At 68.3% G+C, this 25,573-nt stretch carries 22 protein-coding genes and 2 tRNA genes; 13 read left to right on the top strand and 11 right to left on the bottom strand.

The features are described from left to right. Positions 1-83: 83 nt before the first annotated feature. The 5 genes from ACYVKL_RS13405 to ACYVKL_RS13425 form a co-directional block, all read right to left on the bottom strand. The gene (locus tag ACYVKL_RS13405; RefSeq protein ID WP_379162882.1) at positions 84-305 is read right to left on the bottom strand and encodes a DUF397 domain-containing protein; all 222 of its coding nucleotides are present in this window, start codon (positions 303-305) and stop codon (positions 84-86) included. Positions 306-502: 197 nt separating this feature from the next. Beyond that, positions 503-925, bottom strand: a complete 423-nt coding sequence (locus ACYVKL_RS13410; RefSeq protein WP_379162885.1) for a nuclear transport factor 2 family protein — start codon at positions 923-925, stop codon at positions 503-505. Positions 926-1,037: 112 nt separating this feature from the next. Beyond that, positions 1,038-1,111 (bottom strand) — tRNA-Met (locus ACYVKL_RS13415). A gap of 64 nt (positions 1,112-1,175) precedes the next feature. After that, positions 1,176-3,158, bottom strand: a complete 1,983-nt coding sequence (locus tag ACYVKL_RS13420; protein WP_379162888.1) for a YhgE/Pip family protein — start codon at positions 3,156-3,158, stop codon at positions 1,176-1,178. 91 nt (positions 3,159-3,249) lie between these two features. Further along, positions 3,250-3,759 (bottom strand): PP2C family protein-serine/threonine phosphatase, encoded by a 510-nt coding sequence (locus tag ACYVKL_RS13425; protein WP_379162891.1) that lies wholly within the window; start codon positions 3,757-3,759, stop codon positions 3,250-3,252. 446 nt (positions 3,760-4,205) lie between these two features. On the opposite strand from ACYVKL_RS13425, the gene ACYVKL_RS13430 reads away from it, so the two are divergent. From ACYVKL_RS13430 to ACYVKL_RS13440, 3 genes are all read left to right on the top strand, one after another. Then, positions 4,206-4,412 (top strand): hypothetical protein, encoded by a 207-nt coding sequence (locus ACYVKL_RS13430; protein WP_213559824.1) that lies wholly within the window; start codon positions 4,206-4,208, stop codon positions 4,410-4,412. 19 nt (positions 4,413-4,431) lie between these two features. After that, the gene (locus ACYVKL_RS13435) at positions 4,432-5,340 is read left to right on the top strand and encodes a LysR family transcriptional regulator (RefSeq protein WP_379162894.1); all 909 of its coding nucleotides are present in this window, start codon (positions 4,432-4,434) and stop codon (positions 5,338-5,340) included. Positions 5,341-5,529: 189 nt separating this feature from the next. Beyond that, entirely contained in the window at positions 5,530-6,846 is a 1,317-nt protein-coding gene (locus ACYVKL_RS13440) for an FUSC family protein (protein WP_379162897.1), read from the top strand. Here ACYVKL_RS13440 and ACYVKL_RS13445 read toward each other — a convergent pair. After that, positions 6,815-9,088 carry an FdhF/YdeP family oxidoreductase gene (locus ACYVKL_RS13445; RefSeq protein ID WP_379162900.1) on the bottom strand — a complete coding sequence of 758 codons (2,274 nt, stop codon included), beginning with the start codon at positions 9,086-9,088 and terminating at the stop codon, positions 6,815-6,817. The genes ACYVKL_RS13440 and ACYVKL_RS13445 overlap by 32 nt on opposite strands. Positions 9,089-9,227: 139 nt before the next feature. On the opposite strand from ACYVKL_RS13445, the gene ACYVKL_RS13450 reads away from it, so the two are divergent. The 3 genes from ACYVKL_RS13450 to ACYVKL_RS13460 all read left to right on the top strand — a co-directional run bounded on the left by ACYVKL_RS13450 (position 9,228) and on the right by ACYVKL_RS13460 (position 11,381). Beyond that, positions 9,228-9,659 (top strand): type II toxin-antitoxin system Rv0910 family toxin, encoded by a 432-nt coding sequence (locus ACYVKL_RS13450; RefSeq protein WP_379162903.1) that lies wholly within the window; start codon positions 9,228-9,230, stop codon positions 9,657-9,659. A 92-nt stretch (positions 9,660-9,751) separates the two neighbouring features. Beyond that, complete coding sequence (locus tag ACYVKL_RS13455) at positions 9,752-10,402, top strand: TetR/AcrR family transcriptional regulator (RefSeq protein WP_213559820.1); 651 nt, start codon at positions 9,752-9,754, stop codon at positions 10,400-10,402. A gap of 112 nt (positions 10,403-10,514) precedes the next feature. Further along, positions 10,515-11,381, top strand: a complete 867-nt coding sequence (locus tag ACYVKL_RS13460) for an SGNH/GDSL hydrolase family protein (RefSeq protein WP_379162907.1) — start codon at positions 10,515-10,517, stop codon at positions 11,379-11,381. A gap of 59 nt (positions 11,382-11,440) precedes the next feature. Here ACYVKL_RS13460 and ACYVKL_RS13465 read toward each other — a convergent pair whose 3' ends face one another. Further along, complete coding sequence (locus ACYVKL_RS13465) at positions 11,441-12,094, bottom strand: TetR/AcrR family transcriptional regulator (protein WP_379162910.1); 654 nt, start codon at positions 12,092-12,094, stop codon at positions 11,441-11,443. Between the two features lie 61 nt (positions 12,095-12,155). Here ACYVKL_RS13465 and ACYVKL_RS13470 point away from each other — a divergent pair, with 61 nt between their 5' ends. After that, positions 12,156-13,295, top strand: coding sequence for a glycosyltransferase (locus tag ACYVKL_RS13470; RefSeq protein ID WP_379162913.1), 1,140 nt, complete (start codon positions 12,156-12,158; stop codon positions 13,293-13,295). A 49-nt stretch (positions 13,296-13,344) separates the two neighbouring features. On the opposite strand, the gene ACYVKL_RS13475 is transcribed toward ACYVKL_RS13470, so the two are convergent. Then, positions 13,345-13,418: transfer RNA gene (locus tag ACYVKL_RS13475), tRNA-Met, on the bottom strand. Between the two features lie 534 nt (positions 13,419-13,952). Here ACYVKL_RS13475 and ACYVKL_RS13480 point away from each other — a divergent pair. Then, complete coding sequence (locus tag ACYVKL_RS13480) at positions 13,953-14,489, top strand: transglycosylase family protein (protein ID WP_379162916.1); 537 nt, start codon at positions 13,953-13,955, stop codon at positions 14,487-14,489. A gap of 89 nt (positions 14,490-14,578) precedes the next feature. Here the strand turns inward: ACYVKL_RS13480 and ACYVKL_RS13485 are convergent, their stop codons facing one another. After that, positions 14,579-15,436 carry an SDR family oxidoreductase gene (locus ACYVKL_RS13485; protein ID WP_379162919.1) on the bottom strand — a complete coding sequence of 286 codons (858 nt, stop codon included), beginning with the start codon at positions 15,434-15,436 and terminating at the stop codon, positions 14,579-14,581. A gap of 131 nt (positions 15,437-15,567) precedes the next feature. Here ACYVKL_RS13485 and ACYVKL_RS13490 point away from each other — a divergent pair, with 131 nt between their 5' ends. Then, positions 15,568-16,533 carry an Lrp/AsnC family transcriptional regulator gene (locus ACYVKL_RS13490; RefSeq protein WP_379162922.1) on the top strand — a complete coding sequence of 322 codons (966 nt, stop codon included), beginning with the start codon at positions 15,568-15,570 and terminating at the stop codon, positions 16,531-16,533. Between the two features lie 70 nt (positions 16,534-16,603). On the opposite strand, the gene ACYVKL_RS13495 is transcribed toward ACYVKL_RS13490, so the two are convergent. Beyond that, positions 16,604-19,591 (bottom strand): UPF0182 family protein, encoded by a 2,988-nt coding sequence (locus ACYVKL_RS13495; RefSeq protein WP_379162925.1) that lies wholly within the window; start codon positions 19,589-19,591, stop codon positions 16,604-16,606. A gap of 179 nt (positions 19,592-19,770) precedes the next feature. Between ACYVKL_RS13495 and ACYVKL_RS13500 the strand changes: the two genes are divergently transcribed. Further along, entirely contained in the window at positions 19,771-20,385 is a 615-nt protein-coding gene (locus tag ACYVKL_RS13500) for a PPA1309 family protein (protein ID WP_379162929.1), read from the top strand. A 4-nt stretch (positions 20,386-20,389) separates the two neighbouring features. Here ACYVKL_RS13500 and ACYVKL_RS13505 read toward each other — a convergent pair whose 3' ends face one another. Beyond that, positions 20,390-21,415 (bottom strand): YlbL family protein, encoded by a 1,026-nt coding sequence (locus ACYVKL_RS13505; protein WP_213559805.1) that lies wholly within the window; start codon positions 21,413-21,415, stop codon positions 20,390-20,392. A gap of 85 nt (positions 21,416-21,500) precedes the next feature. Between ACYVKL_RS13505 and ACYVKL_RS13510 the strand changes: the two genes are divergently transcribed. The 3 genes from ACYVKL_RS13510 to ACYVKL_RS13520 all read left to right on the top strand — a co-directional run bounded on the left by ACYVKL_RS13510 (position 21,501) and on the right by ACYVKL_RS13520 (position 25,527). Beyond that, on the top strand, positions 21,501-22,922 hold the full coding sequence (locus ACYVKL_RS13510; RefSeq protein ID WP_379162932.1) for a zinc-dependent metalloprotease: 1,422 nt from the start codon (positions 21,501-21,503) through the stop codon (positions 22,920-22,922). 341 nt (positions 22,923-23,263) lie between these two features. Then, positions 23,264-24,094, top strand: a complete 831-nt coding sequence (locus ACYVKL_RS13515) for a TOMM precursor leader peptide-binding protein (protein WP_379162935.1) — start codon at positions 23,264-23,266, stop codon at positions 24,092-24,094. Positions 24,095-24,138: 44 nt separating this feature from the next. After that, entirely contained in the window at positions 24,139-25,527 is a 1,389-nt protein-coding gene (locus tag ACYVKL_RS13520) for an ABC1 kinase family protein (RefSeq protein WP_379165705.1), read from the top strand. The last annotated feature ends 46 nt before the right edge of the window (positions 25,528-25,573 follow it).

Raw genomic sequence — 25,573 nt, forward strand, 5'->3', positions numbered from 1 at the left:
CCTGATTCCAGCGGCCGTCGAGGGGTCGGCCGCACGTGGGGGTGGTGGTGTCGCAGCGAATTCGCTGCGACACCACCTTTCCATCAGTCGGCGAAGTCGAATTCGCCGGCCCGGACTCCCGAGGTGAACGCTCGCCACTCGGACTTCGTGAACCACAGTGTGGGGCTGTGCCGGTCCTTGGAGTCACGCACAGCGATCTGCCCTTCGTGGTACGCGACCTCCACACAATCGCCGCCACCGTAGCTGAAACTGCTCTTCGCGAACCTGGGGCCACGACGCCCCCCGTGAATCATCTTGCGGTTCATGACATCTTTTCCTTCCCCCCGGAGGGCCACTCCCCATGACCCTGCACGTGCATCACCTACGCCCATCACAGTGCTATCCGAACCACCGGCAGCGCAACCGAATTCATCGGGTCCTGCGCGCCGAAACATCGAAACGCTCATGAGAGCAACTCTACGGCGACCCACCGACAGAAATGGGCGCCCGGGCGGCGCTCCGATCAGGTACGCGCGAAGACCTCGAAGGTGCCGACATGATGCGATGCTTCCTGCCGCCAGGCCATGATCCGCCACCCGTCAGCGGTGCGCTGAGCCTCGGCGTGATACCAGCCGAAAACCTCGAAGGTAAGGTCCGGCGCGTGCGCCGCCACGTGGTGAACACGCATCTTCGCCGTCGCGGTGGCATGATCGCCGCTGATCCGGGCACGCTCGTTGCCCATCAGATGCTGCGTGGGACCACAGTTGTCGAGATAGCCCCGAATCATCGCCACCAGATCACCTGCCCCGGTCCGGATTTCCGAGCCCGCGTAGTCGGCACGCACATCGGCGGCGAACACGTCGTCCAGCGCGGCCCAGTCGCGTCTATCCAGGGCATCCGCATAGGTGTGCAGCAAGCCGATGACGGCAGCGGTGTCGTTGTCCATGGACGCGAATATCGCCCCGCCGGGTAGAACACGTTCGGATCGATCTCGCTGAGCGAGACCGCCGCATGAAGAACGGCCCCGGAACCAGTGGTTCCAGGGCCGTTCTTCGTAGTAGCGGGGACAGGATTTGAACCTGCGACCTCTGGGTTATGAGCCCAGCGAGCTACCGAGCTGCTCCACCCCGCGTCGGGTAACACAACCGTACACAGGGGGATGGAGATGTACCTAATCGGCCGATCAGGGGTGGTTTTCAGGCTGAGGAGGCGATCGGGTGCAGGGGTTGAGGGGTGGGGTCGGGGGCGGGGGTGGAGGTGAAGCGGCGGGCGGCGAGCATGAGGGCGAAAGCAGCGGCCAGCATGAGGAGTAGGACGGCGATCGAGGTCCAGAACATGGTGTCGTAGAGGGCGATGTCGGCTCGGATGACGGCTCGGCGGGCGAAGGTCATCGGGGCGATGTCCTTGAAGGGGCGGAACGCGGATGGCGTTGTGCCCGCGGGGAATACGCCGCCGAAGGTGAAGATCTGGAACATGTAGAAGGAGAAGGCGGCGATGGAGCCGGCGACTCGGCCGAACAGGACGATGAAGAGTTGCGTGGTAACAGCGGCGACCGCGGCGACGAGCACGATCACGGCGGCCATGGCCGGCCACTGCTGCGGGGACCAGCCGACCGAGCTGCCGTAGAGCGCGGCCAGCGCAGTGACGACGAGGACACCGGCAGCACCGACCGCGGACGCGCGCAGCAGCGGGCCCGCGGAGCGACGCCACGGGGTGCGGCCGGTCTCGGCGCCGCGCCACGGGCGCAACAACATCCACAGGACGATGGCCGCCAGGAAGGCGCCCATCACCACCAGGACGGGGCCCGCGCCGCGGGAGACGTCCTTGTGGCTGCGGTCGCCGCCGCGGACCACCTGGCTCGGTTCCTGATTGCGGATGTCCATGGTGACGGGCTGGGCGATGACGTCGGCGGAGGTGGTGGGGTCGGTGATGTGGGGTGCGGCGGCGGCGCCGTCGCGCAGGCCGGTGTCGAGTTGGGTTGCGCCGTCACCCAATTGGCCGACACCCGCGCGGAGTTCGTGGCCGCCGTCGGCGAGCTGACGCAGTCCGGTGGACAGTTCGGTCGCGCCCGCGCCCAACTGCCCCGCGCCGTCGCGCAACTGGGTGGCGCCAGTGGCCAAGGCGAGAACGCCGGCGCGGTAGTCGGCCTTGGGGTCGGTGAGCTGGCGGGCCAATTCCTTGGTGCCGTCGCGCAATTGGGTGAGCTGGCCGACGATGGAGTCGGGATCGCCGGGACGGACCTGGGTGATCAGACCCTTCAGCTGGGTGATGGCGTCGGCCAGGTCCGGATCGGCGTTCTTGCTCAGCTGGTCGAGCAAGGGGGTCAGATCGGTCGCGAACTTTCCGGCCGGTTCGAGGGCGTCCAGCAGGGGCGTCACGACCTGGTCCACGCCGTCGCGGATCTGGACCGCGCCCGCGCCGAGCTGATCGGTGCCGGTGACCAATTGCGAGGTTCCGTCGGCGAGTTGCACTGTGCCGGTGTGGAGTTCACCGGTTCCGGCGACCAGTTGCGCCGCGCCGGTGGCGGCCTGGTCGAGTCCGGTCGAGAGCTGCCCGGAGCCGTCGGCGAGCTGCGCGGTGCCCTGGGCCAGCTGGGTCGCGCCCTTGGAAGCGTCGCCGATGCCCGCACCGAGACTGTTGACGCCGACCAGGATCTGAGAGGCATAGCCGCGACCGATGGTGGCCGCGATCTGATTCTGGGCGTCGGCGACCACGCTGTTGGCCACAGCAGGGCCGAGGGTGCCGTTGAAGTCGTTGTACCACACCGCGATTCGAGCGCGCTGCGGCACCGGATCGGTCACGCTCAGCACATTGCGGGTGAAGTCGGCGGGGATGACGACCGAGAAGGCGTACCGGCTCTCGCGCAGGCCGCGCACCGCTTCCTCGCTGCTGACCCGATGGAACTGCAGCTCACCGCCCGACACCAGGGTGTCGAGAATCTCGGTGCCCATGTTCTGAGCCTTGCCGTCGGAGACGCCGCCGACATCGTCACTGGCGACAGCAACGGGAATCTGCTTCAGGTACAGCTCCGGGTCCCACATGATCCACATGTAGACGGCCGAGACGAGCGTCGGCACCACCAGCAGCAGGACGATCAGGACCCGTGCGGGCGCCGATGCCCGGCGCGCCCGGAGTACGCCGCCGATACGAGCGCGGATGGATGTCGATCTGTCTGCCACGGCGAACCCCGATACTGCCCAGTTCCGATTTCGGACCAAGCTACCTGGTCACCCGTCCAGTAGATGTAAATTCGGTGAAACACCTTCGCGCTCAGCGGATCGCGTCGACCACCAACGCCGTCGTATTGTCGGTGCCACCCCGCCCGAGAGCCGCACCGACCAGGCCTTCCGCCGCCTGACCCGGCGAGGATCCCTGGGCCAGGATCGACTTGACGACCGGCATACCCAGCTTCTTGCCCACGCCGTCACTGCACAGCAGCAGCCGCCCCGCACTCGACCCCGTCGCCGTGTGCCCGATATCGGCGGGCCGCACGGTCCGCACCGACGTGGTCACCAGATGACGCATGCCGGGCAGCGGGTCGTGCCCGCGTGCGCGGAAATACTCGGCCACCGTGTGATCGGTGGTCATGCGATGCAGTACCCGGCCGTTCCAGCGATACGCCCGGCAGTCGCCGACCCACGCGATATCGCCGGGACCATCCGGCTGCCCCTGACTCGGCAGCACCGCGACCACCAGCACACTGTCGGCGCTGGACTCGGGTAGTTCCGCCAGCAGACCGTGCTGCGCCGCCAGAATGCCGGCCCGCGCACCTCGCTCCACCGCGACGCGGGCCGCGATCGAGGCCGCCAGCCGCGCCGCCCGGGCCGCCGCCAGATGATCCCCGACCCGTCGGCCACCACGAAGGCGCTGCGACCACTCGCCGCGTCACTGAACGTGGCGAACGCGTCGGCATTGACCGTGCGCCGGCCCACGCGGCTCACCCCGGCCCCGGCCACCCGATCCAGCCGCAACCGCGCCTCGGCGTCAGCGGCCCAGGCATCTCCCACCTCGATGGCTTCGGTGTGCACGACCCGACCTCCTGGGGCTCGGTCTCACGGGTGCTGTCGACCAGCATTACCCATTCAACGGGCGAAACCCGGACACCGCTCCCGAATTGCCTGAGGGCTTACTGAGTAATCAGAGCGCACCCCGTAGGCTGACCCCTAGACGGAGTTGGCCTGAGTCATTCGGTTACGGCAACCCGGCGTGGCACCGGAAGCGATCACATGACCAACGCCCGAAAGACCACACTCGTCCACGAACAGAGCGAATTCACCGCGGCACGCGCCGCCGAGAAGGCCGCCTGCGCGAAGCAGAACGCCATGGCCGCGCTCACCGTCGCAGGTCACGCCCTCGACGCCGCGGACTGCAAGTATCTGCTGGACATGCTCGGCATCAACGCCGCCGGCGAGGAGATCGACGACGAGGTCTAGCGCCGTGGTCGAATAGGGCATGCTGTTCCGCCAGCTCGAGTACTTCGTCGCACTCGCGCGCGAGCGTCACTTCGCCCGGGCCGCGGAAGCCTGTCACGTCTCACAACCGGCCCTGTCGGAAGCGATCCGCAAACTCGAGAGCGAACTGAAAGTGCCGCTCGTGACACGAGGGCGCACCTTCGAAGGACTCACGCCCGAAGGCGAGCGGCTCGTGTTGTGGGCACGGCGGATCCTGGCCGACCGCGACGCGCTCGAACACGAAGTGCGCGCATTGCAGACCGGTCTGACCGGGGAGTTGCGCCTGGGCGTCATTCCCGCCGCCGCGGCGACGGTAGCCCTGCTCACCGATCCGTTCTGCGCCGAACATCCACTCGTGAAGGTGCGCCTCGAGACCGGACTGAAGTCGGCCGATATCGTCGATCGGCTGCGACGATTCGAACTCGACGCCGGGGTCGTCTACCCCGACGGCCAGGACACCTCGGGACTGACCGTGACACCGCTGTACCGCGAACAGCAGGTGCTGCTCGCGGGCAACGATGTACTGACCGGCCGAACCGAGCCGCTCGAATGGGCCGATGTCGTGGAACTGCCGCTGTGTCTGCTCACTCCGGGGATGCGGGGACGGCAACTGATCGACGACGCCCTGGCCGCCCAGGGCCTGACCGCCAACCCGCAGCTGGAAACCGATTCGGTGGCCACCCTGATCGGGCAGGTCGCCACCGGCCGGTGGGCCACCATCATCCCCGCGACCTGGTTGCGCACCATGCGACCGCCGGCGGACACCCGAGTCCTGCGGCTCGAGCATCCGTCAATCCGGGCCACGGTCGCGATGGTCACCCGGGCCGGCGAACCGGTCTCGGTGCTGACGCGGGCGCTGACCGAATCGGCGCGCTCCACACCGATCGACGCGGACGTCGACCGGCGGTGATCGGCGCGGCCTATCGGGCCATCCGAAAGACCGTTTGATCAGGGCATTGGCCATCGCGCACACTGGAAGCGGCGAACGCCCTCACTCCGACCGGAATCGTCGGGAACCACACCGTATTCCCTTGCGCTGGTGCGCTTTCCACCTCCACCAGCTACCGGGAGCGGCCCGCGCGACGATCGGAGAACCGCGGTGCACCCTCACAGACCCACCGCACACCCCTGGCGGGGATTGATCCGGGAGCTGCTGTCCATCGCGCCGCGGGGCGACGATCACCACTACGCACTGCGCGTCGCCCTGGGACTGGCGATCCCGGGCGCGATGCTGGTGCTGGCGCGCCGGACCGACATGTTGGTGTTCGCGGCCTTCGGCTCGTTCGTCGGGATGTACGGCCGCGGGTACAGCCGCGGGCCGCGAGTGCGGCAGCAACTGGTCGCGGCCACCGTGCTCGGCACGGGCGTGGTGATCGGCGGCGCATTGGCCCGGACGCACGCCCGGCCGATCACCCTCGTCCTCGTCGAGACCGCCTTCGCCGCGCTCGCCTCCCTGGTGGCCGACCGGGCCGGGCTGCGCCCCGCCGGACCCTTCTTCGGGCTGTTCGCGCTCGGTGCGGTGGCGGCGATTCTCCCGGGCACCGGCACACCGCTGGCGGGACTGTCCTTATATACGGCCACTGCCGCACTGTGCGTGCTGCTCGGCACCCTGCACACGGATTCGGGAGGCCCGTCCAGGCAGACGGCACCACCTGCGAGCCAGGCGGCGGTGGCATGCCCTGCGCAGCCGACAGAGACCCCACGCGAGGCGCAGCAGGAAGCGGCCGCTCGCACCGCCCAGCAGACGGTGGCGGCAAACACTGCCCAGCAGTCCGCGACTGCAGGCAGGGCGCAGCAGCGCGCGGCGGCCCGCACCACCCAGCAGACGGTGGCGGCACACACTGCTCAGCAGCCGGCGACTGCGCGCGGGGCGCGGCAGGCAGCGATCGCGGCAACCGGGCAGCGCGTATTCGCACGGGAGGAGTTGTGGCACGCGGGGCGGTATGCGCTCGCGGTCGCCATCGCCGGGGCGGGTGGCGTGGCTTTGGGTGTGGCTCATGCCAATTGGGCGATGGCCGCCGCCGCCGTGCCGTTGGCCGCGGGCGATTCGCGCGGCCGGGTGCTGCGCGGGGTGGAGCGGGTGGCGGGGACTTTCGTCGGACTGGGTGCGTCCGCGCTGTTGCTGCTGCCCCATCCGCCGCCGTGGCTGCTGGGAGTTTCGGTGCTGGTGCTGTTGTTCCCGACCGAGTTGTTCATGGCCCGCAATTACGCGCTCGCGCTGGGCTTCTTCACGCCGCTGATCATGGTGATGACCGAGCTGGCGGCGCCCGCCGATCCGGTCCGGCTACTGCTCGACCGGGGCACCGACACCGTTCTGGGCGTCACCGTCGGTGTGGCGGTCGCCGTGCTCACGCGGCCGCGCACACCGGAGGCGGTCTCCGAGTTCAGGGTTCGGACCGCTCCACCCGCACGGTGAGGTTCTTCATGATGGGCTGGTCACTCTGGGTACTGAAGTCGCCGATCGCGCACAGCACGTTCATCTCCGGCATGTAGCCGGCCGCGCAGCCGCGAGGAATGTCGTACGGAATCACCTTGTAGCGCAACAACTTACGAGTTGATCCGTCACGAGCAATGCTGGTGATGTCGACCTCGTCGAACTCGCGCAGCTGCCGCTCACGCATGTCCTCGGCGTTCATGAAGACAAGTGTTCGCAGATTCTTGATGCCTCGGTACCGATCGTTGTCAGAGTAGATGGTGGTGTTCCACTGATCGTGCGAGCGCATCGTCGCCAAGGTCAGCGCGCCGGGGAGATCACGCGTCTCGGGCAGGGCGGCGGCGGAGAATTCCGCACGGCCCGACGGGGTGCGGAAGACGAGTTCCCTTGCGGGCTGGCGGATCCGGAATCCCAGCGGCAGCCGCACGCGCCGGTTGAAGTCCTCGAAGCCGTCCAGGACCGCCGCCATGGTGTCGCGGATGCGGTCGTAGTCCTCGACATAGTCCTGCCACGGCGTACGACTGCCCGGCAACGCGGCCTGCGCGATGCCGGCGATGATGGCGGGCTCCGACAACAGATGCGGTGAGGCGGGCCGCTTCATACCCGTCGACAGGTGCACCATGCTCATCGAATCCTCGACCGAGGTGGATTGAATTCCGCTGCGCTGCATATCCTTTTCGGTCCGCCCCAGGCACGGCAGGATCAGGGCGCGCCGCCCGTGCACCAAGTGGCTGCGATTGAGTTTGGTACTGACCTGAACCGTCAGCTCGCAGTTGCGCAGCGCCTCGAAGGTATACGCGGTGTCGGGCGCCGCGATGGCGAAATTGCCGCCCATACCGACGAATACCCGCACCCGTCCCGCCGCCATCGCCTCGATGGTGGCGACCGTGTCCAGCCCGTGCTCGCGGGGTGGGTAGATGCCGCACACCTCGGCGAGCCGGTCCAGGAACGCCGGGGCGGGCCGGTGGTCGATGCCACAGGTGCGGTTGCCCTGTACATTGCTGTGCCCGCGCACCGGGGACGGGCCCGCACCCTCCCGGCCCAGATTGCCGCGCAGCAGCAGCAGATTCACGATCTCGCGCACCGTGTCGACGCCGTGCTCGTGCTGAGTGACGCCCAGGCACCAGCTGACGATGCTGCGGTCGGCGACCCGGTAGATGTCGGCGGCCTTGCGGATATCCTTCGCGCTGACGCCGGACCGGGATTCGATCTCGGCCCAGGAGGTCGCCTCGCACACGGCGCGGTAGTCGTCGAACCCGAAGGTGTAGCGGTCGATGAACTCGGCGTCGATCGCCTTCGGATCCGACTTCGACTGTTCCAGTACCGCTTTCGCGATCCCGCGCAACAGCGCCATGTCACCGCCGATGCGCGGCTGCAGGTTCAGGGTGCTGGTCGGCGTGGCCCGGAACGTCGCCATCTCGAGGAAGTCGTGCGGGATGATCGCCTTGCGGGCCGCGGCCTCGACCAAGGGATTGATGTGCACGATCTGGGCTCCACGCTTGTGCGCCTCGACCAACGAGGTCAGCATGCGAGGCGCGTTCGAGGCGGCATTGACGCCCAGGATGAAGAGCGCATCGGTGGCCTCCCAATCCACCAGGTCGACGGTGCCCTTACCGGTGCCCAACGCGGCCTGCAGGGCGCGGCCGCTGGCCTCGTGGCACATGTTCGAGCAGTCCGGCAAATTGTTGGTGCCCAGCTCCCGAGCCAGCAGCTGGTACAGGAAGGTGGCCTCGTTGCCGAGCCGGCCGGAGGTGTAGAAGGCGGCCTGATTCGGATCGGCGAGCTCACGCAAGGACCGGCCCACCAGCTCGAAAGCGTCAGCCCAGGAGATCGGCAGGTAGCGGTCGGTGCCCGGGTCGTAACTCATCGGCTCGGTCAGCCGGCCCTGGTTCTCCAGCTCGAACTCGCTCCAGTTCGACAGCTCGGTCACGGTGTGGGCGGCGAAGAATTCCCGGCCGACACGCTTGTGGGTCATCTCCCACGCCACGTGCTTGATGCCGTTCTCGCAGATGTCGAGGTGCAGGCCCTTCATGTCATCGGGCCACGCGCAGCCCGGACAGTCGAAGCCGGTGTTCTCGTGGTTCATCTTCATGACCGCGCGCGGCCCCGCGATGCCCTCACCCTCCCGGGCCAGGAATGCGGTGACGCTCTTGGCCGCGCCCCACCCGGCCGCGGGGTGCGTATACGGGTGGAAGGACGGTTCCCCGGTCGAATCCGTGGCCATCATGCGATCCCTTCGACGATCCGGTGTCGTTCGTGAAGCGATTCCAAGGCTCAGTATTCACCCGGGGATCGGACACGATTGTCTCCGGTCCCCGACGCGCCATCAGCCGCTACAGCCTGTAACAGATACTATCGGCCCCGTGGCCAAGCTGAAGGTTTCCGTAGACGTCCCGATCCCGCCCGAGAAGGCGTGGTCGCATGCCTCCGACCTGCCCGAACTGGACAAGTGGCTGACCCTGCACGAGGGCTGGCGCGGCCGGCTTCCCGACAACCTGGAACCCGGCACGCGGCTCATCGGCGTCGCCACCGTCAAGGGCTTCCGCAACCGCGTCACCTGGACGGTCAAGACCGCGGAACCGCCGAACCGGCTGGTGCTCAACGGTTCCGGCATCGGCGGCACCAAGTTCGGCATCGAACTGCGGGTCGCGCCGAGTTCCACGGGGTCGAAGGTCACCGCCGACCTCGAGCTGGGCGGGGCACCGCTGTTCGGTCCGATCGGGTCGGCGGTCGCGCGCGCCCTGCGCGGTGACATCGAACGGTCGATGGAGCGATTCGTCCAGCTCTACGGCTGACAACCGATACCGGAAGGCGCGCGGCAGAGGCATTAGAATCTGGGCATTCGCACAGCATTCGGAGGCCTGTGCACCGAAAAGGTTTGGGAGGCATGGGCAGCCCCGCGCGCGAGCAACCACGACAGGAACGCAGCCGGCTACGGCGTGAAGCGCTGGTCCGCGCCGCCCTGGAGTTGATCGCCGAGCAGGGGCCCGCAGCGGTGACGCATCGACGCGTGGCCGCGCGCGCCGAACTGCCGGGGGCGACGACCGGATACTTCTTCGCCTCGGTGCAGGACCTGATCGACGAGGCGCTCGCGCTGCAGGTTCAGGACCGCATCGCCGAATTCGGCCCGATGCTCGAGCGCGCGCTCGCGGATCGGCCCACCCTCGACGAACTGCTGCGCCTCATCGCGACCACCGCGGCCCGATCGCGCACCGCGGTGATCGCCCAGTTCCAGCTGTATCTGGACGCCGGGCGGCGACCCGAGCTGGAAGGGCCGGTGACCCAGGCGCTCGAGCAGTTCGAAACGCTCGCGGCGCGGGTGCTGCGCGCGTGCGGCGCCGACGACCCCGACGAGGCCGCGGGGCAGATGGTGGCCATGATCGACGGCTTCCTGCTGCATCGCCTCGGCCGGCCGCGCACCCGCGCGGTCGAAGCGGATTCCCTGCACCGCGCCTTGCGCGCGCTGACGCTGCCGCATCTCGCGGGGCCCGAACGCGACGCGGCGGACCAGCTGTTGCAGCGGCGCGTCGGCCCCTAACTCTCTCGAATCCCCCGGCCACGCACCGATTCACCCGAAAAACCTGTACATTCGCACAGATTCTCCTAATCTGTACGTTCGCACAGATATCATTCGATCGAGATGAGGCCCCATGCGTTCCGCATTGACCGGCAGCGCCGCCGTGGCGGCGACCCTCGCAACCATGTTGATGACACCCGTGGCAGCCGACGCGGCCCCGCAGGACTATGTCGAGTACGTCGCCCTGGGCGACTCCTTCGCGGCCGGGCCGCTGGTGCCCGCCCAGAACGGCGACTCGGCCAGTTGCCTGCAGTCGGTCGACAACGGATATCCGGCACGACTGGCCGCCACAATCGGCATCCGGAACTTCCGGAACGCGACCTGTTCCGGGGCCAAGGCCCAGGACTTCGACAAGGCCGGTCCCGGCTGGGGACGTGGCGCGACACCGCAGTACGACGCCCTGAGCGCGAACACCGATCTGGTCACCCTCACCATCGGCGCGAACGACGCCGGGCTGTTCCAAGACCTGATCGGTTGCCTGAACCCGGTGCCGCAGAACACCACTCGCGCCTGCGTCGACCGCTTCACCGGTGGCGGCGGCGACCAACTCGCGGACAAGGTGGACGCGGCCGCGGCCACCATCGGCGCCACCCTCGACGAGATCGCCCGCCGCGCACCGCGAGCGCGCATCATGATCACCAGCTACGGCGAATACCTGCGGCCCGGCGGATGCCCGGATCTCGCGACTCCCATCACCGCCCGCGACGCCGACTACCTCCAGACCACCATCGACCGTCTCGGCGACCGCATCGCCGAGCAGGCCGCCGCGCACGGCGCGACCTTCGTCGACCTGCGCCCGGCGAGCATCGGACACGATGCGTGCGCCGCCCCGCAGGACCGCTGGATCGAGCCGCTGGCACCCGCGGCCCCGGCCGCGCCGTTCCATCCCAATGCCCGTGGCGGACAGGCGTTCGCGAAGCTGATCGCGGAGGCGCTGTGAGGCGGTAGCGCCCAGACCATGCCGAAGCGGCCCGGAACCAAATGGCGCCGGGCCGCTTCTCAGTCCCGGGGCGAGGTCTGGCCCGGCATCGGAAGCAGCGCTGCCACGAGGGTTTCCGAGACGAACTGTTCGGTTTCCAACCCGGTCCAGCCTCGGTCGATCATGAGCGAGCGGTAGACGTCGTAGGCGGTGAGCGCGTACATGATGTCTGCGGCACGTTCGGCGGTCAGGCCGGGTTTGAGTGCGCCGTTGGCGGCGAGTTGCGGGGTGATGTGGCGAGGGCCGTCGTAGCGGCCCTGTTCGGCGGCGGCGAGGAAGGCGCTTACTTCGGGGTCGACGGCGGCGGTGACGCGCATGATGTCGAGGAGTCCGAGGTAGCGCTCGGAGACCGTGCGCATGTGGGCGGCGTAGAGGGCCAGTTGGCGGGCCGGGTTCGGTTCGGCGAACAGTTCGCGGACCCAGGCGCGCTCCGGGGGCGGGGTCGAGGCGTCCTCGTCGGGGCCGGCGACCAGGACGGCCGCGGTCTCCGCGAGCACCCCCACTTTGGTGCCGAACGCCTGGTAGATGGTTTGCACATGCACCCCGGCGGCATCCGCGATGGCCTGCAGAGTCGTTGCGGCATAGCCGCGTTCGGCGAACAGCAGCGCGGCGGCCTCGGCAATGCGACGGCGGGTGGCTCGGCGGCGGCCACCGCCGCGGGACGCGGTTGACATACCCGTCATCCTATCTATAGTTCACTATATAGTTCGCTATACCGAGGGAGGGTCGGTAGACATGCGCATTCTCATCGCAACGACACCCATGGAAGGCGTGTTCGCGCCCGTAGCGCCGCTGGCCGCAGCCCTGCAGGCGTCCGGACACCGAGTACTGATCGCCACGGCCCCGCAACTCGCCGCCCGGGTGCGCAGCGCCGGGCTACCCGTAGCGGAGGCGGGCCCGGATGCGGCGGCCGAGGCCGTGACCTTGCCGGAGTTCTCGGCCGGCACACAGCCGTGGCGCATCGGGGCGGTGATGTTCTCGAAGATCATGGCCCCACGCAAGCTGCCCGACCTGTTCGCGATCGCCGCGTCCTTCGCGCCGGATCTGGTGCTGCACGCGCCGGTGGATCTGGCCGCCCCGATCCTGGCGGCGCGGCTCGGCGTACCGTCGATCACCTACGGCACCGGCCTCATGCTCGAGCCAGAACTGGTCGCGGCCATGGCGGAATGGGTTGCGCCACTGTGGCATTCGGCGGGTCTCGACGTCGATGAGCATGCCGGACTGTACCGCCACGGCTATCTGGATCCGGTCCCGGCGAGTCTGCAACCCGACCTCGGCGTGGCGAAGGCGATCGCGCAGCCGATCCAGCCCGCCGTCTCCGGCCACGTCGCCGACGAACTACCGGAATCGATTCGCCGCCTGGGTGATCGGCCGGTGGTCTACGTATCGCTGGGGACGGTCCCGATCTTCAACCAGCCGGACGCGTTCGAGCCACTGCTGGCCGGTCTGGCGGACTCGGGCGCGGACGTCGTCGTGACCGTCGGCGCCGGTACCGACCCGGCCGCACTCGGCCCGGTACCGGCCAATGTGTTCGTCCTGCGATGGCTCTCGCTGTCCGCCCTGCTCCCCCGCTGCGACGCCGTGCTGTGCCACGCCGGAGCGGGGACCACGCTCGCCGCGCTGTCACACGGACTGCCTCTGGTGCTGTCGCCGCGCGGTGCCGACCAGTTCCCCACCGCCGCCGCCTGCCGTGCAGCCGGTGCAGCGCAGGTGCTGACGCCCGATCTGGTTTCCCCGGAAGCCGTGCAGACCGCGATCGAGGCCGTCCTGACCGAGGATTCCTATCGCCTCGCCGCGGGACGCCTGCGCACCGAGATCGCCGCCAGGCCATCCCCGGCGGCTGTCGCACAGACCCTGCTGACGCTCGGGGAATGAAAAAAGCCCCGGGCCGGAGATCTCTCGATCTTCGGCCCGGGGCCACTAGTAGCGGGGACAGGATTTGAACCTGCGACCTCTGGGTTATGAGCCCAGCGAGCTACCGAGCTGCTCCACCCCGCGTCGGTGAACACAACATTACACACGGGCGAGCAGATGCACCAAATCGTCTGGTCAGACGGGATTTCGGGGGGTTTGGAAACGTCGGCGTGAGAGCTTGCGCCGCGAACCAGACCGGACGGTTGCCCATTAAGCGGAGGAATCGGTGTGAAAATCTTCCGTTTGAGAGGCTCGCGCGTGCGTTCGGCCGTGAGCATGCGCCGAAAACGTGACCGGTGCCACAAATTCCCGGTGATTCGAGTCACATCACGGGTAGATAACAGACCGCTCTGGTTTGGCATTTGCAGCATAGCCAACCTGCATCGAAGCCGATTTTTCGGTCATTCGCTTCATGCAATTCTGAAGTTATCAAGACGTGATCTGCCGAGATTTACTCGTTATCGTCAGTCCCGGCCCGGATCAAACCTGCGATGGGCTCCGACTCGAACCGCTGCACTCCGGAAACCCTGTCCCGCGGTCGAGCACCCCGACTCCTGGGGACAGGGACCACGGCGGAGCATCCGCGCCGGGCCGGTCGGCACAGGGAGGGAAAAACACATGAAACAGAACCGGAAGATCAACACCCGCGCCCTCGGCCTCGCCGCCGTCACAGGCGCACTTGTTGCCGTCCCGTTCGGCTTCACCGCAACCGCCTCCGCCGCTCCGGCACACGACTGGGACGGCGTCGCCCAGTGTGAGAGCGGCGGCAACTGGGGCATCAACACCGGCAACGGCTACTACGGCGGTCTGCAGTTCTCGCAGAGCACCTGGGCCGCCAACGGCGGCGCCGGCAGCGCCTCCAATGCCAGCAAGGCCGAGCAGATCCGCGTGGCCGAGAACGTGCTGGCCTCCCAGGGCGTCGGCGCCTGGCCGGTCTGCGGCCAGTACCTGCGCGCGGGCACCTCCGAGCCCGAACCCGCGCCCGCCCCCGAACCGGTGGCCCCCGCCGCGCCCGCGGCCCCCACCGACCGCCAGGCCCTGATCGACCAGGCCAAGGTCGTCGCCAACACCGTCGCCGGGCAGCTGGGCATGCAGGATCAGTACAACCAGATCCTCGCCTCGAACGCCGGCCTCATCGAGACTTGGGGCAAGTAGCCCCCGCATCTCCTTCCTTTCCGGAAGTTATGGAATGGTGCTGCATCAATGGCGATGCGGCACCATTCGCTATATCAGGGCAACAATTCTTATTGTGCGGCAGTAAATTTCGCGCGATATTCGAAAGCCCATTCTTGGAAGCTTCGCGGTGCCCGGCCCGTCACCGCCGCGACCGTCGGATGCACCACCGAGGTGAACGACTCCAGCGCCGTCGCCCGCAAGGCCATGATGGCCGCGGCCAGCTCGGGCTCGACACCGAACCGCTCCAGATCGGCCCGCGCCCGCTCCGGCGTGATCTCCTCGAATCGCAGTGGGCGGCCTAGGATTTCGGCGAGCACAGCGGTCTGTTCCGCCGCCGACAACGCCTCGGGACCGGTCACCGTGTAGACCTGTCCGGCATGCCCCGGCTCGGTCAGCGCCGCGACCGCGACGGCGGCGATGTCGCGGGGATCGACGACCGCGATCCGGCCCTGCCCGAAAGGCGCACGGACCGTACCGGATTCGCGAATCGAGCCCGTCCAGTGCAGCACGTTGGACATGAAGCCCATGGGCCGCACCATCGTCCACGCCACCCCGCTCGCGCGCACGGCCTCCTCGCCCGCGCGATGCCAGGCCGGGATCGGATCGGCGGCGGCCACGTCACCGGCCCGGCCGGAGGAGAGTTTCACGATCCGGCCGATACCCGCCACTGCCGCCGCGGCCGCGAGATTCGCGTCGTGCGAGGCGATCTCGGGTCCCGCGGTCGAGAGGAACACGCGATCGACACCGGCCAGGGCGGCCGGCAGGCTCGCGGCGTCACTCAGGTCCGCGCGCACCACCTCGACCTCCGCGGGCAGCCGGGCAGCCTCGGGGCGGCGGGTGATCGCTCGCACCGGCAGACCCTCGGCCAGCAGATGATCGATCACGGCGCGGCCGACGGTGCCGGTGGCACCGGTAACGAGAAACATGGGTACTCCGTTCGTCGCTCAGCGGGGGCATCCCGCTCCCCCATCGTGCGAACGGGGCGAGAAGAAGACCATTCAGCGCGAACCGGTCGGCAGCATTTTCCACATTGTCTCGATCTGTGATGATTTCTTCCATGCTCGACGAAGTGGATCGCGGCCTCGTGCACGCCCTGCACATCGATGGGCGCGCGCCGTTCACACGCGTCGGCGAGGTGCTCGGCGTCTCGACCCAGACCGTCGCCCGCCGCTATCGCCGCCTGCGCACCGAGTTCGGGCTGCGAGTGGTCGGCCTGCCGGACCCGGGGCGCACCGGCACGACGCAGTGGCTGGTTCGTCTCACCTGCGCACCCGCCGCCGCGCGAAAACTGGCCAGGGCCTTGGCCGGACGCGATGACACCAGCTGGGTGATGCTCACCTCCGGCGGCACCGAGGTGTTCCTCATCGTCGACGGCCCGGGACCCGGCGCCCCCGCGCTGCTGCTCGATGACCTGCCCAGGACCTCCGCGATCACCGGTATCTCGGCGCACTATGTGCTGCACACCTATTTGGGCGGGCCGACCGCCTGGCCGGGACGACTCACCGTCCTCGACGTCGGGCAGCGGCGAAAGCTGTTGCCACCGGCCCCGACCGGCGGCCATCGGCCGATCTCTACTGCCGACGCACGACTGTTCGCGGCCCTGCGCGCCGACGGCCGCGCAACGCTCGCCGATCTGGCGGCCGGCACCGGCTGGTCGCAGTCCACCCTCGCCCGCCGCATCGCGGATCTGCGGGCGACCGGCGCGCTCTATCTGGATGTCGAGGTGGACGACCGGGTCTTCGACGTCACCACCCGCGCCCTGCTGTGGGCGACGGTGGCCCCGGGACAGCTGGACACCGTCGCCGAAGCCCTGTCCGGGCACGAGGAATTGGCCTTCGTGGCCGCGACCACGGGCCGCACCAATCTGATCGTCGAGGCCCTGTGCCCGGATCCGGCGGCGCTGCACCGGTATCTGACCCACCGGCTGGGGTCCTTCGACGCCATCCATGCGCTCGAGACCACGCCGGTGCTCGCGACGGTGAAGGCGACCGGAGCGCCGAGTCCGCTGGGCGTTCGGGCCTGACCGCACGCAGAGACGCGAAAGGCGCTGACATCCACGAGATGTCAGCGCCTTTCAGGTCAGCCGGCCACGGTCAGCCGCCGGCCTTCTGGTAGTTGTTCACGGCGTTCTGCAACTGCTCGAGCGCCTTGCCCAACGCGCCCAGGTCGCCGGACTTCTGGGCGTCCTGGACTGCCCGCAACGCGTCGTCGAGCTGCTTGACCGCCGCGTCCTTACCGGTGGATCCGGTCGGCGGAGGCGGATTGGCCGGCGGCGTCGCGCCCTGGGTGGGCGGGGTAACCGTCTGGCCGGGCTGGTCGGTCGCGGCATTGCCGGCGGCGGGCAGGATCTGGTCGAGGGCTTCCTTGACCGTCGCGCCGTAGCCGACCTTGTCGCGGTAGCTGGCCAGGACCTTCACCAGCTGCGGGAACGACGGGGCGTTGGGGCCGCCGGTATTGCGTTCCAGGTACCAGGGTTCGACGTAGAGGATGCCGCCGTCACCGACCGGCAGGGTCAGCAGATTGCCGTACTTGATCTTGTTGACATTGCCGCCGGTCAACAGGTTCCGGTCTCTGGACACTTGATCGGCCGTCGTCATGGACGTCTGCGTCTGTCCCGGGCCCGGGGTCTGCGAATCCGCGGGCAACTTGAGCACCGTCAGCTTGCCGTAGTTCGTCGGATCCGAATTCGCCTGCAGGTAGGCGGACATGTAGTTCCGCTTGTAGCCCACGATGGCGCTGGTCAGATTGAACTGCGGCTTACCGGTTTTCGGGTCGCCGAGCAGCACGTAGTACGGCGGCTGATGCGCGCTGCTGGCCGCGCCCTCCTGGGTCGGATCATTGGGGACCGACCAGAAGGCGTTGCCGTTGAAGAACTCCACCGGATCGTCCACGTGGTACTTGGCGAGCATCTCGCGCTGCACCTTGAACAGGTCCTCGGGATAGCGGAAGTGCGAACGCAGTTCGTCGGAGATCTCGCTCTCCGGCTTCACCGAGTTCGGGAACACGCCCTCCCAGGCCTTCAGCACCGGGTCGGTCTTGTCCACCTCGTAGAGGGAGACGGTGCCGTCGTAGGCGTCGACCGTCGCCTTCACCGAGTTGCGGATGTAGGAGACTTCCTTGCGCGGTAGTAGACGCCCCGTAGCTTGATCGATGCTGTCCTCGACCGCACCGTCCAGCGGCGTCTTCTGCGCGTACGGGTAGTTGTCGAGGCTGGTGTAGGCGTCCACGATCCAGACGATGCGGCCCTTCACCACGGCCGGGTACGCATTGCCGTCGGCGGTCAGCCACGGCGCGACCTTGGTGACCCGTTCGCGCGGATTGCGATTGAAGATGATCTTCGAATCCGAGCCGATGGCGCCCGAGAACAGGATGTTGCGCTCGGCGTACTTGGCCGCGAAGGCCACCCGGTTGAACCAGTTGCCGATCTTCACGCCGCCCGCACCGTTGTAGGTGAACTGGTCGGTGGGAGTGTCGTATTCGCGCGGGGTCTGACCGTTGGCGCCGACGATGGCGTAGTCGGCGTCGCTCTTGGAGATCAGCTCGCCGTAGTAGATGCGCGGCTGCTCGACCGGAATGGCCTCCTTGAGCCCGGCCTTCTTGGTGATCAGGTCGCTGACCGTGGACATGTCGCCGACGGTGAACACCGGATAGCCGTAGCCGCCGTTGGAATCGGTGCTGCCCGCGCTCTGCCCGGCCTGCTGGGATTCCTTGGGCGGGGCCGCGTTCACCTTGTTGGCGGGCGAGGCCACGAAACCGTTGCCGTGGGTGTACACGGTGTGCTTGTTGAGCCAGTTGGTCTGGTTCTCCGACAGGTTCTGCGGCTGCAGTTCGCGCGCCGCCACCACGTAGTCGCCCAGTTCACCGTTGACGGTGTAGCGGTCGATGTCCAGCGGATCGGGGAAGCCGTAGAAGTTCTGCAGCTGCTGGTTGCGCTGAATGAACGTCTGGGTCAGCAGGTTCGGATCCAGCAGACGGATGTTCTTGATCGTCTGCTGGTCCGCGGGCGAGGAGACCTGTTCGTTGGTCGCGACACCCTTGTAGTTGACGTACTCGACCTTGTCCGGGGTGAGCCCGTACGCGGCGCGGGTGGCCTCGATATTGCGCTCGATGTAGGTGCGCTCCTTGGTGGCCGCGTTCGGGCGCACCGAGAACTGCTCCACCAGCAGCGGCCACACCGCGCCCACCAGCACCGACGACAGCACCAGCAGCGCCGCCGCCATGGCCGGAATCCGCAAGTCGCGCAGCACGACTCCGGCGAAGAAGGCGATGGCGCAGATGACCGCGATGGACAGCAGAATCAGTTTGGCCGGCAGCACCGCGTTGATATCGGTGTAGGAACCGCCGGTGAAGGTCGGCTCCTTACGGGTGCTCGACAGCAGCGCGTAGCGGTCGAACCAGTACGCGACGGCCTTGAGCGCCACGAAGATTCCGGCCAGGATGGCCAGCTGCACCCGCGCCGAATTGCTGAGCGTGCCCTCGCGCCCCGACAGCCGCAGCCCGCCGAACACGTAGTGCGCCACCAGGTTCGCGAAGAACGCGATGACCACCGCCACGAACAGCCAGTTCAGGACCATCCGGTAGAACGGCAGGTCGAAGGCGTAGAAGCCGACGTCGAGATGGAACTGCGGGTCCTGGACGCCGAAGTCGCCGCCGTGCAGGAACAGCTGCACCGTCACCCAGCTCGACTGCGCCACCAGACCCGACAGCACGCCGATGAGCAGCGGAATGCCCAGCCCGAACAGGCGCAGCCGGCTCATCACCGTGGTGCGGTAGCGCGCGATCGGATCACCGGGCCCGCTGACCGGCACGAACACCGGACGGGTGCGGTAGGCCAGCAGCAGCGCCAGCCAGATGATCGCCCCCACGACCACCGCGACCACCAGGAACAACAGCACCCGGGTGAGCAGCACGGTGTGGTAGACGTTGCGGAATCCCACCTCCCCGAACCACAACCAGTTGGTATAGGCGTCGGTGAGCCGGGGGCCGACCAGTAACAGGGCCGCCAGCACCAGGGCCGTGACGAGCAGAATGCGGCTGCGTCGCGACAGCGAGGGTAAGCCGGTCGGGGGGCGCATGCCCACGTGCCACTCTCCCAGGGTCCGGCGACGTCCGAACCGGGAAAACCGGCGCCGGACGTCGAGTCCGATGATGCGAGTCGGTCCCAGGGGACCGTTCGCGCCCCACTCTACGTAAAACGCCCGCCGCGCGGCCCAACACGTGCCGGGTGGGACCGGTATTCACGGGATGCGAGGATGGCCGGGTGAATCCAGAGCAGTGGGCGGCCTCGGCCCTGTACCGGTGTATTCGGGAAGTAGCGGAGTATGTCGACGGCGAGGGCTGGGATCGGCCGCCGCAGATGTTCGCGCTGGTCCCGACCGCGGACCTGGTCGCCGCCGAGCCCGCGCTGCTGGATCAGCTCGACGAGAAGGACGCGCTGACTCCCATTGCGCAGGAGCCCTTCCCCGAGGACATCATGGGCGAGGCGGACGCCATGGCGCTCGACGAATTCCTCGGCACCACCAGCTGGCCCGCCTCGGTCGAGGGCTGTGTGCTGGTGCAGCAGATCGTGGTGCTGCCGCCCACCGCCGAACAGAGCCTCGACGAGGCCATCGCCCCGCTGCTCGCCGACCGCGACGCCGCCGACCAGGCCGGACGTCAGGCGGCGCTGACCCACGCCGAACGCCGCGACGCGCGGCTGTTCGTGGGCGTGCTGCGGGACGGCACCTCGCTGTCGCTGCTGCAGGTGCGTCCCGGCGAGGACGAAGATGAGGACCCCTTCGGCGATCTGGAACTGCGCACCGCGCCGAACCTGGCCCCGAATCTGGTCGAGGCGCTGCGGCACACCCTCGAGAACGACCCCGACGAGTTCCTCTAGGCGGTCAGCCGCAGCTCGGAACGTCCTTGCCGGCGTTGATGTCCTCCAGGGACTGAACCGCGCCGGTGAGGTTCTCGACCTTCACCAGGCGCAGGCCCGCGGGGGTGCGCTGCGCGGCCTCGTTGCAGTTGGCGGCCGGGACCAGGAAGGTCTCGGCGCCCTTCTCGCGGGCGGCGATCATCTTGTACTGGATGCCGCCGATCGGGCCGACCTTGCCGTCCGGGTCGATGGTGCCGGTGCCGGCGATGAACTTGCCGCCGGACAGGTCACCGGTGGTCAGCTTGTCGATCACGGCCAGGGTGAACATGAGTCCGGCCGAGGGGCCGCCGATCTCGCCGAGGTTGAACGCCACCTTGACCGGGCCCTTGGAGATCTCGTCGGGGGTGATGCCGAGGTAGCCCTTGCCGGAGTCGTCCGGGCGCGGGGCCAGGGTGATCTCGGCGGTCTGCTCGACGCCGTCACGACGGAAGACCACGCCGATGGTGGTGCCGGGCTTCACCGAGGACACGGCGGCCACAACGTCTTTGGCGGTGACGATGTGCTTGCCGTCGACGGTCACCAGTTCGTCGCCCTTGCGCAGCACGTCCTTGGCGGGGCCGTCGTCGGAGACATTCGCGAGCTGCACCGCGGTCGGCAGCTTCAGATAGTTGAAAGCCGCCAATTCCGCGGAGTCTTCGGAATCCTTGAACTGCTGCTGATTGGATTTGTCCACATCGTCACGCGTCTGCCCGGGGGGATACACCTCCGCGCGCGGCACCAATCCGTGTTCACCGTCGATCCACAGGCGGAACGCGTCGAAGATATTCAGCTGATCGCGAACTGAGACAGTCGTCATATTCAGATTGCCGGAAGCCGATTTCAGCTCCGCGCCCTGCACGTCAACCACTTGTTTGCCGTCGAATTCACCCAGCGTATTGAAGGTCGGCCCAGGTCCGAGCGCCACAAAGGGCACGGTGACGACACTGCCTACGATGCCCAGCGTCAGAATCGGGATCAGAGCGGCGAGCAGGGTGAATATCCGACGGTTCACGCGGCCAAGGGTACTGGTCATCGAGGCCATTGCCGCGCTCCGCTCGGCGGTTCGCGTGATCCGCGGCTCCAGTACCGTAGTGGGTATGAGTGATATGCCGTTCGGATTCTCGAATCGCGACGACGATCCGGAGCGCAAGCCCGGTGACGAGTCCAGCGGTTCTGGTGCGAACAACCCGTTCGGGTTCGGCATGGGCGGCCCGGGCGGTGGCGGATTCGATCCCTCGCAACTCGGTCAGATGCTCTCGCAGCTGGGTGCCATGTTCTCCAGCATGGGACAGCCGGGCGCGGCGCAGGCCGGACCGGTCAATTACGACATCGCCAAACGGCTGGCCCGCCAGCAGCTCGGCGCGTCCGTCACGCCCGTGTCCGCGACCACGCAGAGCGCCGTGAACGACGCCACCCACCTGGCGGAACTGTGGCTCGACGCCGCGACCACCTTCCCGGCGGGCGCGACCAAGACCGTCGCCTGGACCGCCAACGACTGGATCGAGGAGACGCTGCCCACCTGGAAGCGGCTGTGTGATCCGGTGGCTGAACAGGTTTCGGGCATGTGGACCGCGACGCTGCCCGCCGAGGCCCGCGAATTCGCGGGGCCGATGATGGGCATGCTGGGTCAGATGGGCGGGCTCGCCTTCGGTTCGCAGCTGGGCCAGGCCCTGGGCCAGCTCGCCAAGGAAGTGCTGACCTCCACCGACATCGGGCTGCCGCTGGGCCCCGACGGCATCTCGGCGCTGCTGCCCGCGGCCATCTCCGAATTCAGCGCCGGGCTCGAGCAGCCCGAAAGCGAGATCCTGGTCTATCTGGCCGCCCGTGAGGCCGCCCACCAGCGGCTGTTCGCGCACGTGCCGTGGCTGCGCCAGCAGGTGCTGGGTGCGGTCGAGGACTACGCGCGCGGCATCAAGATGGACTTCTCCGCCATCGAGCAGGCCGCCGCGGGCCTGGACCCGATGACCCTCGCCCAGGATCCGTCGAAGCTGGAAGAGCTGCTGTCCCAGGGCACTTTCGAGCCGCAGACCACGCCCGAGCAGAAGGCGGCGCTGGAGCGGCTGGAAACCCTGCTGGCCCTGATCGAGGGCTGGGTGGAAACCGTGGTCACCGACGCCGTGGGCGATCGGCTGCCCGGCGCCGGCGCGCTGGCCGAGACGCTGCGCCGCCGCCGCGCCACCGGCGGCCCGGCCGAGCAGACCTTCGCCACCCTGGTCGGCCTGGAGTTGCGGCCGCGCAAGGTGCGCGAGGCCGCGGCGCTGTGGCGGCGGCTGACCGCCGACACCGGGCTGGAGAAGCGGGACGGCGTCTGGGCGCACCCGGATCTGCTGCCCGACTCCTCCGACCTGGACTCGCCCGCCGGCTTCATCGACTCGATGCTGGGCGGCGGCTCGACCGTGTTCGACGATCCGCTGGCGCAGCTGGCCGAGACGGAGGCGCGGGAGCGGGCCGAGAAGGAGGCCAAGGCCGCCGACACCGAGGCAAAGCCGGACGAATCGGATGGGCAAGACCCGAAGTAGAAGTTGTGGATAACCCGCGAAAGCGCTGATGAACAAGCATTTTCGCGGGTTTCCGCGTTTCCGGGGGCGCGCAGGCTGTGTACATGACGGCAGCGACCTCCCCACGCACCAGCGCGACTCCTGTGCAGACCAGCGCCACTCCCCCACGCGCCAGCACCGCTCCCCCACGCACCAGCGCAACTCCGCCATGGACCGGCGCGGCTCTCGCGGAGACCAGCACAACTGGCCCTCGCACCAGCACAACTCCCCCACGCATCAGCGCGGATACAGCAGGGACCAGCGCGGCTTCGCGAACGACAGCGGCATCCGACCGTGCCGCGGCGACGGTCGACCGGAGCCCGATGCTGCATCCCCGGATCACCGTGCTGATACGCCCGAATGGCGTGGTGCAGTTGGGTTGGAGTCCGGAGCACGCGGTCTTTCTGCGGCCGCCCGGTCCCGTCGACGCGGTGCCCGCGCTGCTGCGGCTGCTGGACGGTTCCCGCGCCGAGTCCGAGATCCTCTGGCGGGCACGGGAACTGGGCTTCGAGATCGAGCACACGCGCTCGCTCCTGCGCGAACTGGCGGCCGCCGATCTGCTGGCGGCCCCGGAACCGCGCGCCCGGCTGCGGGTGGTGCGCGTGCACGGGCGCGGCCCGCTGGCCGACGCGTTGCTCGACGGGCTGCACCGAATCGGGCTGCGGGCCAAGCACTCCCACGGACACCCGGGCGCCCCGGGCCGGGGCGGGAGCGCGGCGGAACGCCCGGATCTGCTGGTGCTGTCCGACACCCTGGTGCCCGATCCGGGCCTGGTCGCCGACCTCATGCGCCGCCGTATCCCACATCTGCAGGTACGCCTCCGGGACGGTCGCGGCATCGTCGGCCCGCTGGTGCTGCCGGGCGAAACCGGTTGCCTGCGTTGCGCGGATCTGTACCGCACCGCCGCCGAACCGGCCTGGCCGCAGTTGGCCGCGCAGCTGCTGGGCCGGGTCGGTTGCGCCTCCCCCGCGGTGATCGCCCTGACCGCGGCCCTGGCACTGCGCGAGATCGAGACCGTGTCCCGCGGCCCCGCGGAGCGTCCACCTGCGAGTTTGAACGCCACCCTGGAGTGGGATCCGGAGACCCCGCACCTGGATCGGCGGCCCTGGCCGGCGCACCCGGACTGCGGTTGCGGCGCGAGCGCGGTGGTGTGATGGAAACCACTCCCGCCCGCTACCCGGCAGAACACCCGAATCCCATGGCGAACCGTCTGGGACATCGGCATGATGGGAACGTGTCAGAGATTGTGAGCAAGCGCTCCTCCCGCAACGCCAAGCTGGCCAAGATTCCGCTCGGCATCGCGGGGCGGGCGGCTGTCGGATTCGGCCGCAAACTTGCCGGGGGAGACAAGCAGGAGATCAACGCCGAGCTGAACCAGAAGGCCGCCGAACAGCTCTTCGCGGTGCTCGGTGAGCTCAAGGGCGGGGCCATGAAGTTCGGCCAGGCGCTGTCGGTGATGGAAGCCGCCGTCCCCGAGGAGTTCGGCGAGCACTACCGCGAGGCGCTCACCAAACTGCAGGCCGCCGCGCCGCCCATGCCGGTGGCGGCCGTGCACCGGCAGCTCGATCAGCAGCTGGGAACCGGCTGGCGGCAACGCTTCCGGGAATTCGACGACCAGCCCACCGCGTCGGCGAGCATCGGCCAGGTGCACAAGGCGGTCTGGTCCGACGGCCGGGTGGTCGCGGTGAAGGTGCAGTACCCGGGCGCCGACGAGGCGCTGCGCGCCGATCTCAAGACACTGAACCGGATGGCGGGCATGATGGGCGCGCTGATCCCGGGCGCGGACATCAAGCCGATTCTCGCCGAGATCAGCGAGCGCACCGAGGAAGAGCTCGACTATCGCATCGAGGCCGGGCACCAGCGGCAGTTCGCCAAGGCCTTCAACGGGCATCCGCGCTTCGTGGTGCCGAAGGTGGTGGCCAGCGCCCCGAAGGTGATCGTCACCGAGTGGCTCGACAACGCCACCCCGGTCTCGCAGATCATCCAGCGCGGCATGGCCGATCCGGAAGGCACCGTCGAGCTGCGCAATCGGGTCGCGGCGCTGATGGGCGAATTCCATTTCAGCTCACCGGCCATCGCGGGCCTGCTGCACGCCGATCCGCATCCGGGCAACTTCATGATGCTCGAGGACGGCCGGCTCGCGGTCATCGACTACGGCGCGTGCGCGCCGCTGCCCAATGGCTTCCCCAAGGTCCTGGGTGAACTGGTGGCGCTCGAGGCCGAGGAGCGCTACGACGAAGTGGTGGCGCTGCTGCACGATCACGGCTGGGTCATCCCCGGAAAGACGGTGAGCATCCAGGAGATTCAAGATTATCTCCGCCCCTTCACCGACCCCATCCGGACCGAGACCTTCCACTTCACCCGGCGCTGGATGCAGCGCGTGGCGGGCAAGGCCACCGACATCTCCAATGCCGAGATGATCAAAACGGCGCGCTCCCTGCAACTTCCGGCCGAACACGTGATGATCTTCCGGGTCCTGGGCGGCTCGGTCGGCATCTGCGCCCAGCTCGACGCCGAAGTCCCCTTCATGAAACTGATGAACGACTGGGTCCCCGGCTACGCCGAAACCCGCCGCGCCGCCGGCTAGTCCCGGCCGAAAGTCGTTGCGACGCAAAACGGCCCGCCTACCTTCA

This window comes from Nocardia tengchongensis (assembly GCF_054781395.1).

What these genes read in the sequence shown, in the direction of transcription:
- ACYVKL_RS13405 (WP_379162882.1), bottom strand. Translation starts at nt 305, where the DNA reads ATGAACCGCAAGATGATTCACGGGGGGCGTCGTGGCCCCAGGTTCGCG.
- ACYVKL_RS13410 (WP_379162885.1), bottom strand. Translation starts at nt 925, where the DNA reads ATGGACAACGACACCGCTGCCGTCATCGGCTTGCTGCACACCTATGCG.
- ACYVKL_RS13430 (WP_213559824.1), top strand. Translation starts at nt 4,206, where the DNA reads ATGACCAACGCCCGAAAGACCACACTCGTCCACGAACAGAGCGAATTC.
- ACYVKL_RS13435 (WP_379162894.1), top strand. Translation starts at nt 4,432, where the DNA reads ATGCTGTTCCGCCAGCTCGAGTACTTCGTCGCACTCGCGCGCGAGCGT.
- ACYVKL_RS13445 (WP_379162900.1), bottom strand. Translation starts at nt 9,088, where the DNA reads ATGGCCACGGATTCGACCGGGGAACCGTCCTTCCACCCGTATACGCAC.
- ACYVKL_RS13455 (WP_213559820.1), top strand. Translation starts at nt 9,752, where the DNA reads ATGGGCAGCCCCGCGCGCGAGCAACCACGACAGGAACGCAGCCGGCTA.
- ACYVKL_RS13460 (WP_379162907.1), top strand. Translation starts at nt 10,515, where the DNA reads ATGCGTTCCGCATTGACCGGCAGCGCCGCCGTGGCGGCGACCCTCGCA.
- ACYVKL_RS13465 (WP_379162910.1), bottom strand. Translation starts at nt 12,094, where the DNA reads ATGTCAACCGCGTCCCGCGGCGGTGGCCGCCGCCGAGCCACCCGCCGT.
- ACYVKL_RS13470 (WP_379162913.1), top strand. Translation starts at nt 12,156, where the DNA reads ATGCGCATTCTCATCGCAACGACACCCATGGAAGGCGTGTTCGCGCCC.
- ACYVKL_RS13480 (WP_379162916.1), top strand. Translation starts at nt 13,953, where the DNA reads ATGAAACAGAACCGGAAGATCAACACCCGCGCCCTCGGCCTCGCCGCC.
- ACYVKL_RS13485 (WP_379162919.1), bottom strand. Translation starts at nt 15,436, where the DNA reads ATGTTTCTCGTTACCGGTGCCACCGGCACCGTCGGCCGCGCCGTGATC.
- ACYVKL_RS13490 (WP_379162922.1), top strand. Translation starts at nt 15,568, where the DNA reads ATGCTCGACGAAGTGGATCGCGGCCTCGTGCACGCCCTGCACATCGAT.
- ACYVKL_RS13510 (WP_379162932.1), top strand. Translation starts at nt 21,501, where the DNA reads ATGAGTGATATGCCGTTCGGATTCTCGAATCGCGACGACGATCCGGAG.
- ACYVKL_RS13515 (WP_379162935.1), top strand. Translation starts at nt 23,264, where the DNA reads ATGCTGCATCCCCGGATCACCGTGCTGATACGCCCGAATGGCGTGGTG.
- ACYVKL_RS13520 (WP_379165705.1), top strand. Translation starts at nt 24,139, where the DNA reads ATGGCGAACCGTCTGGGACATCGGCATGATGGGAACGTGTCAGAGATT.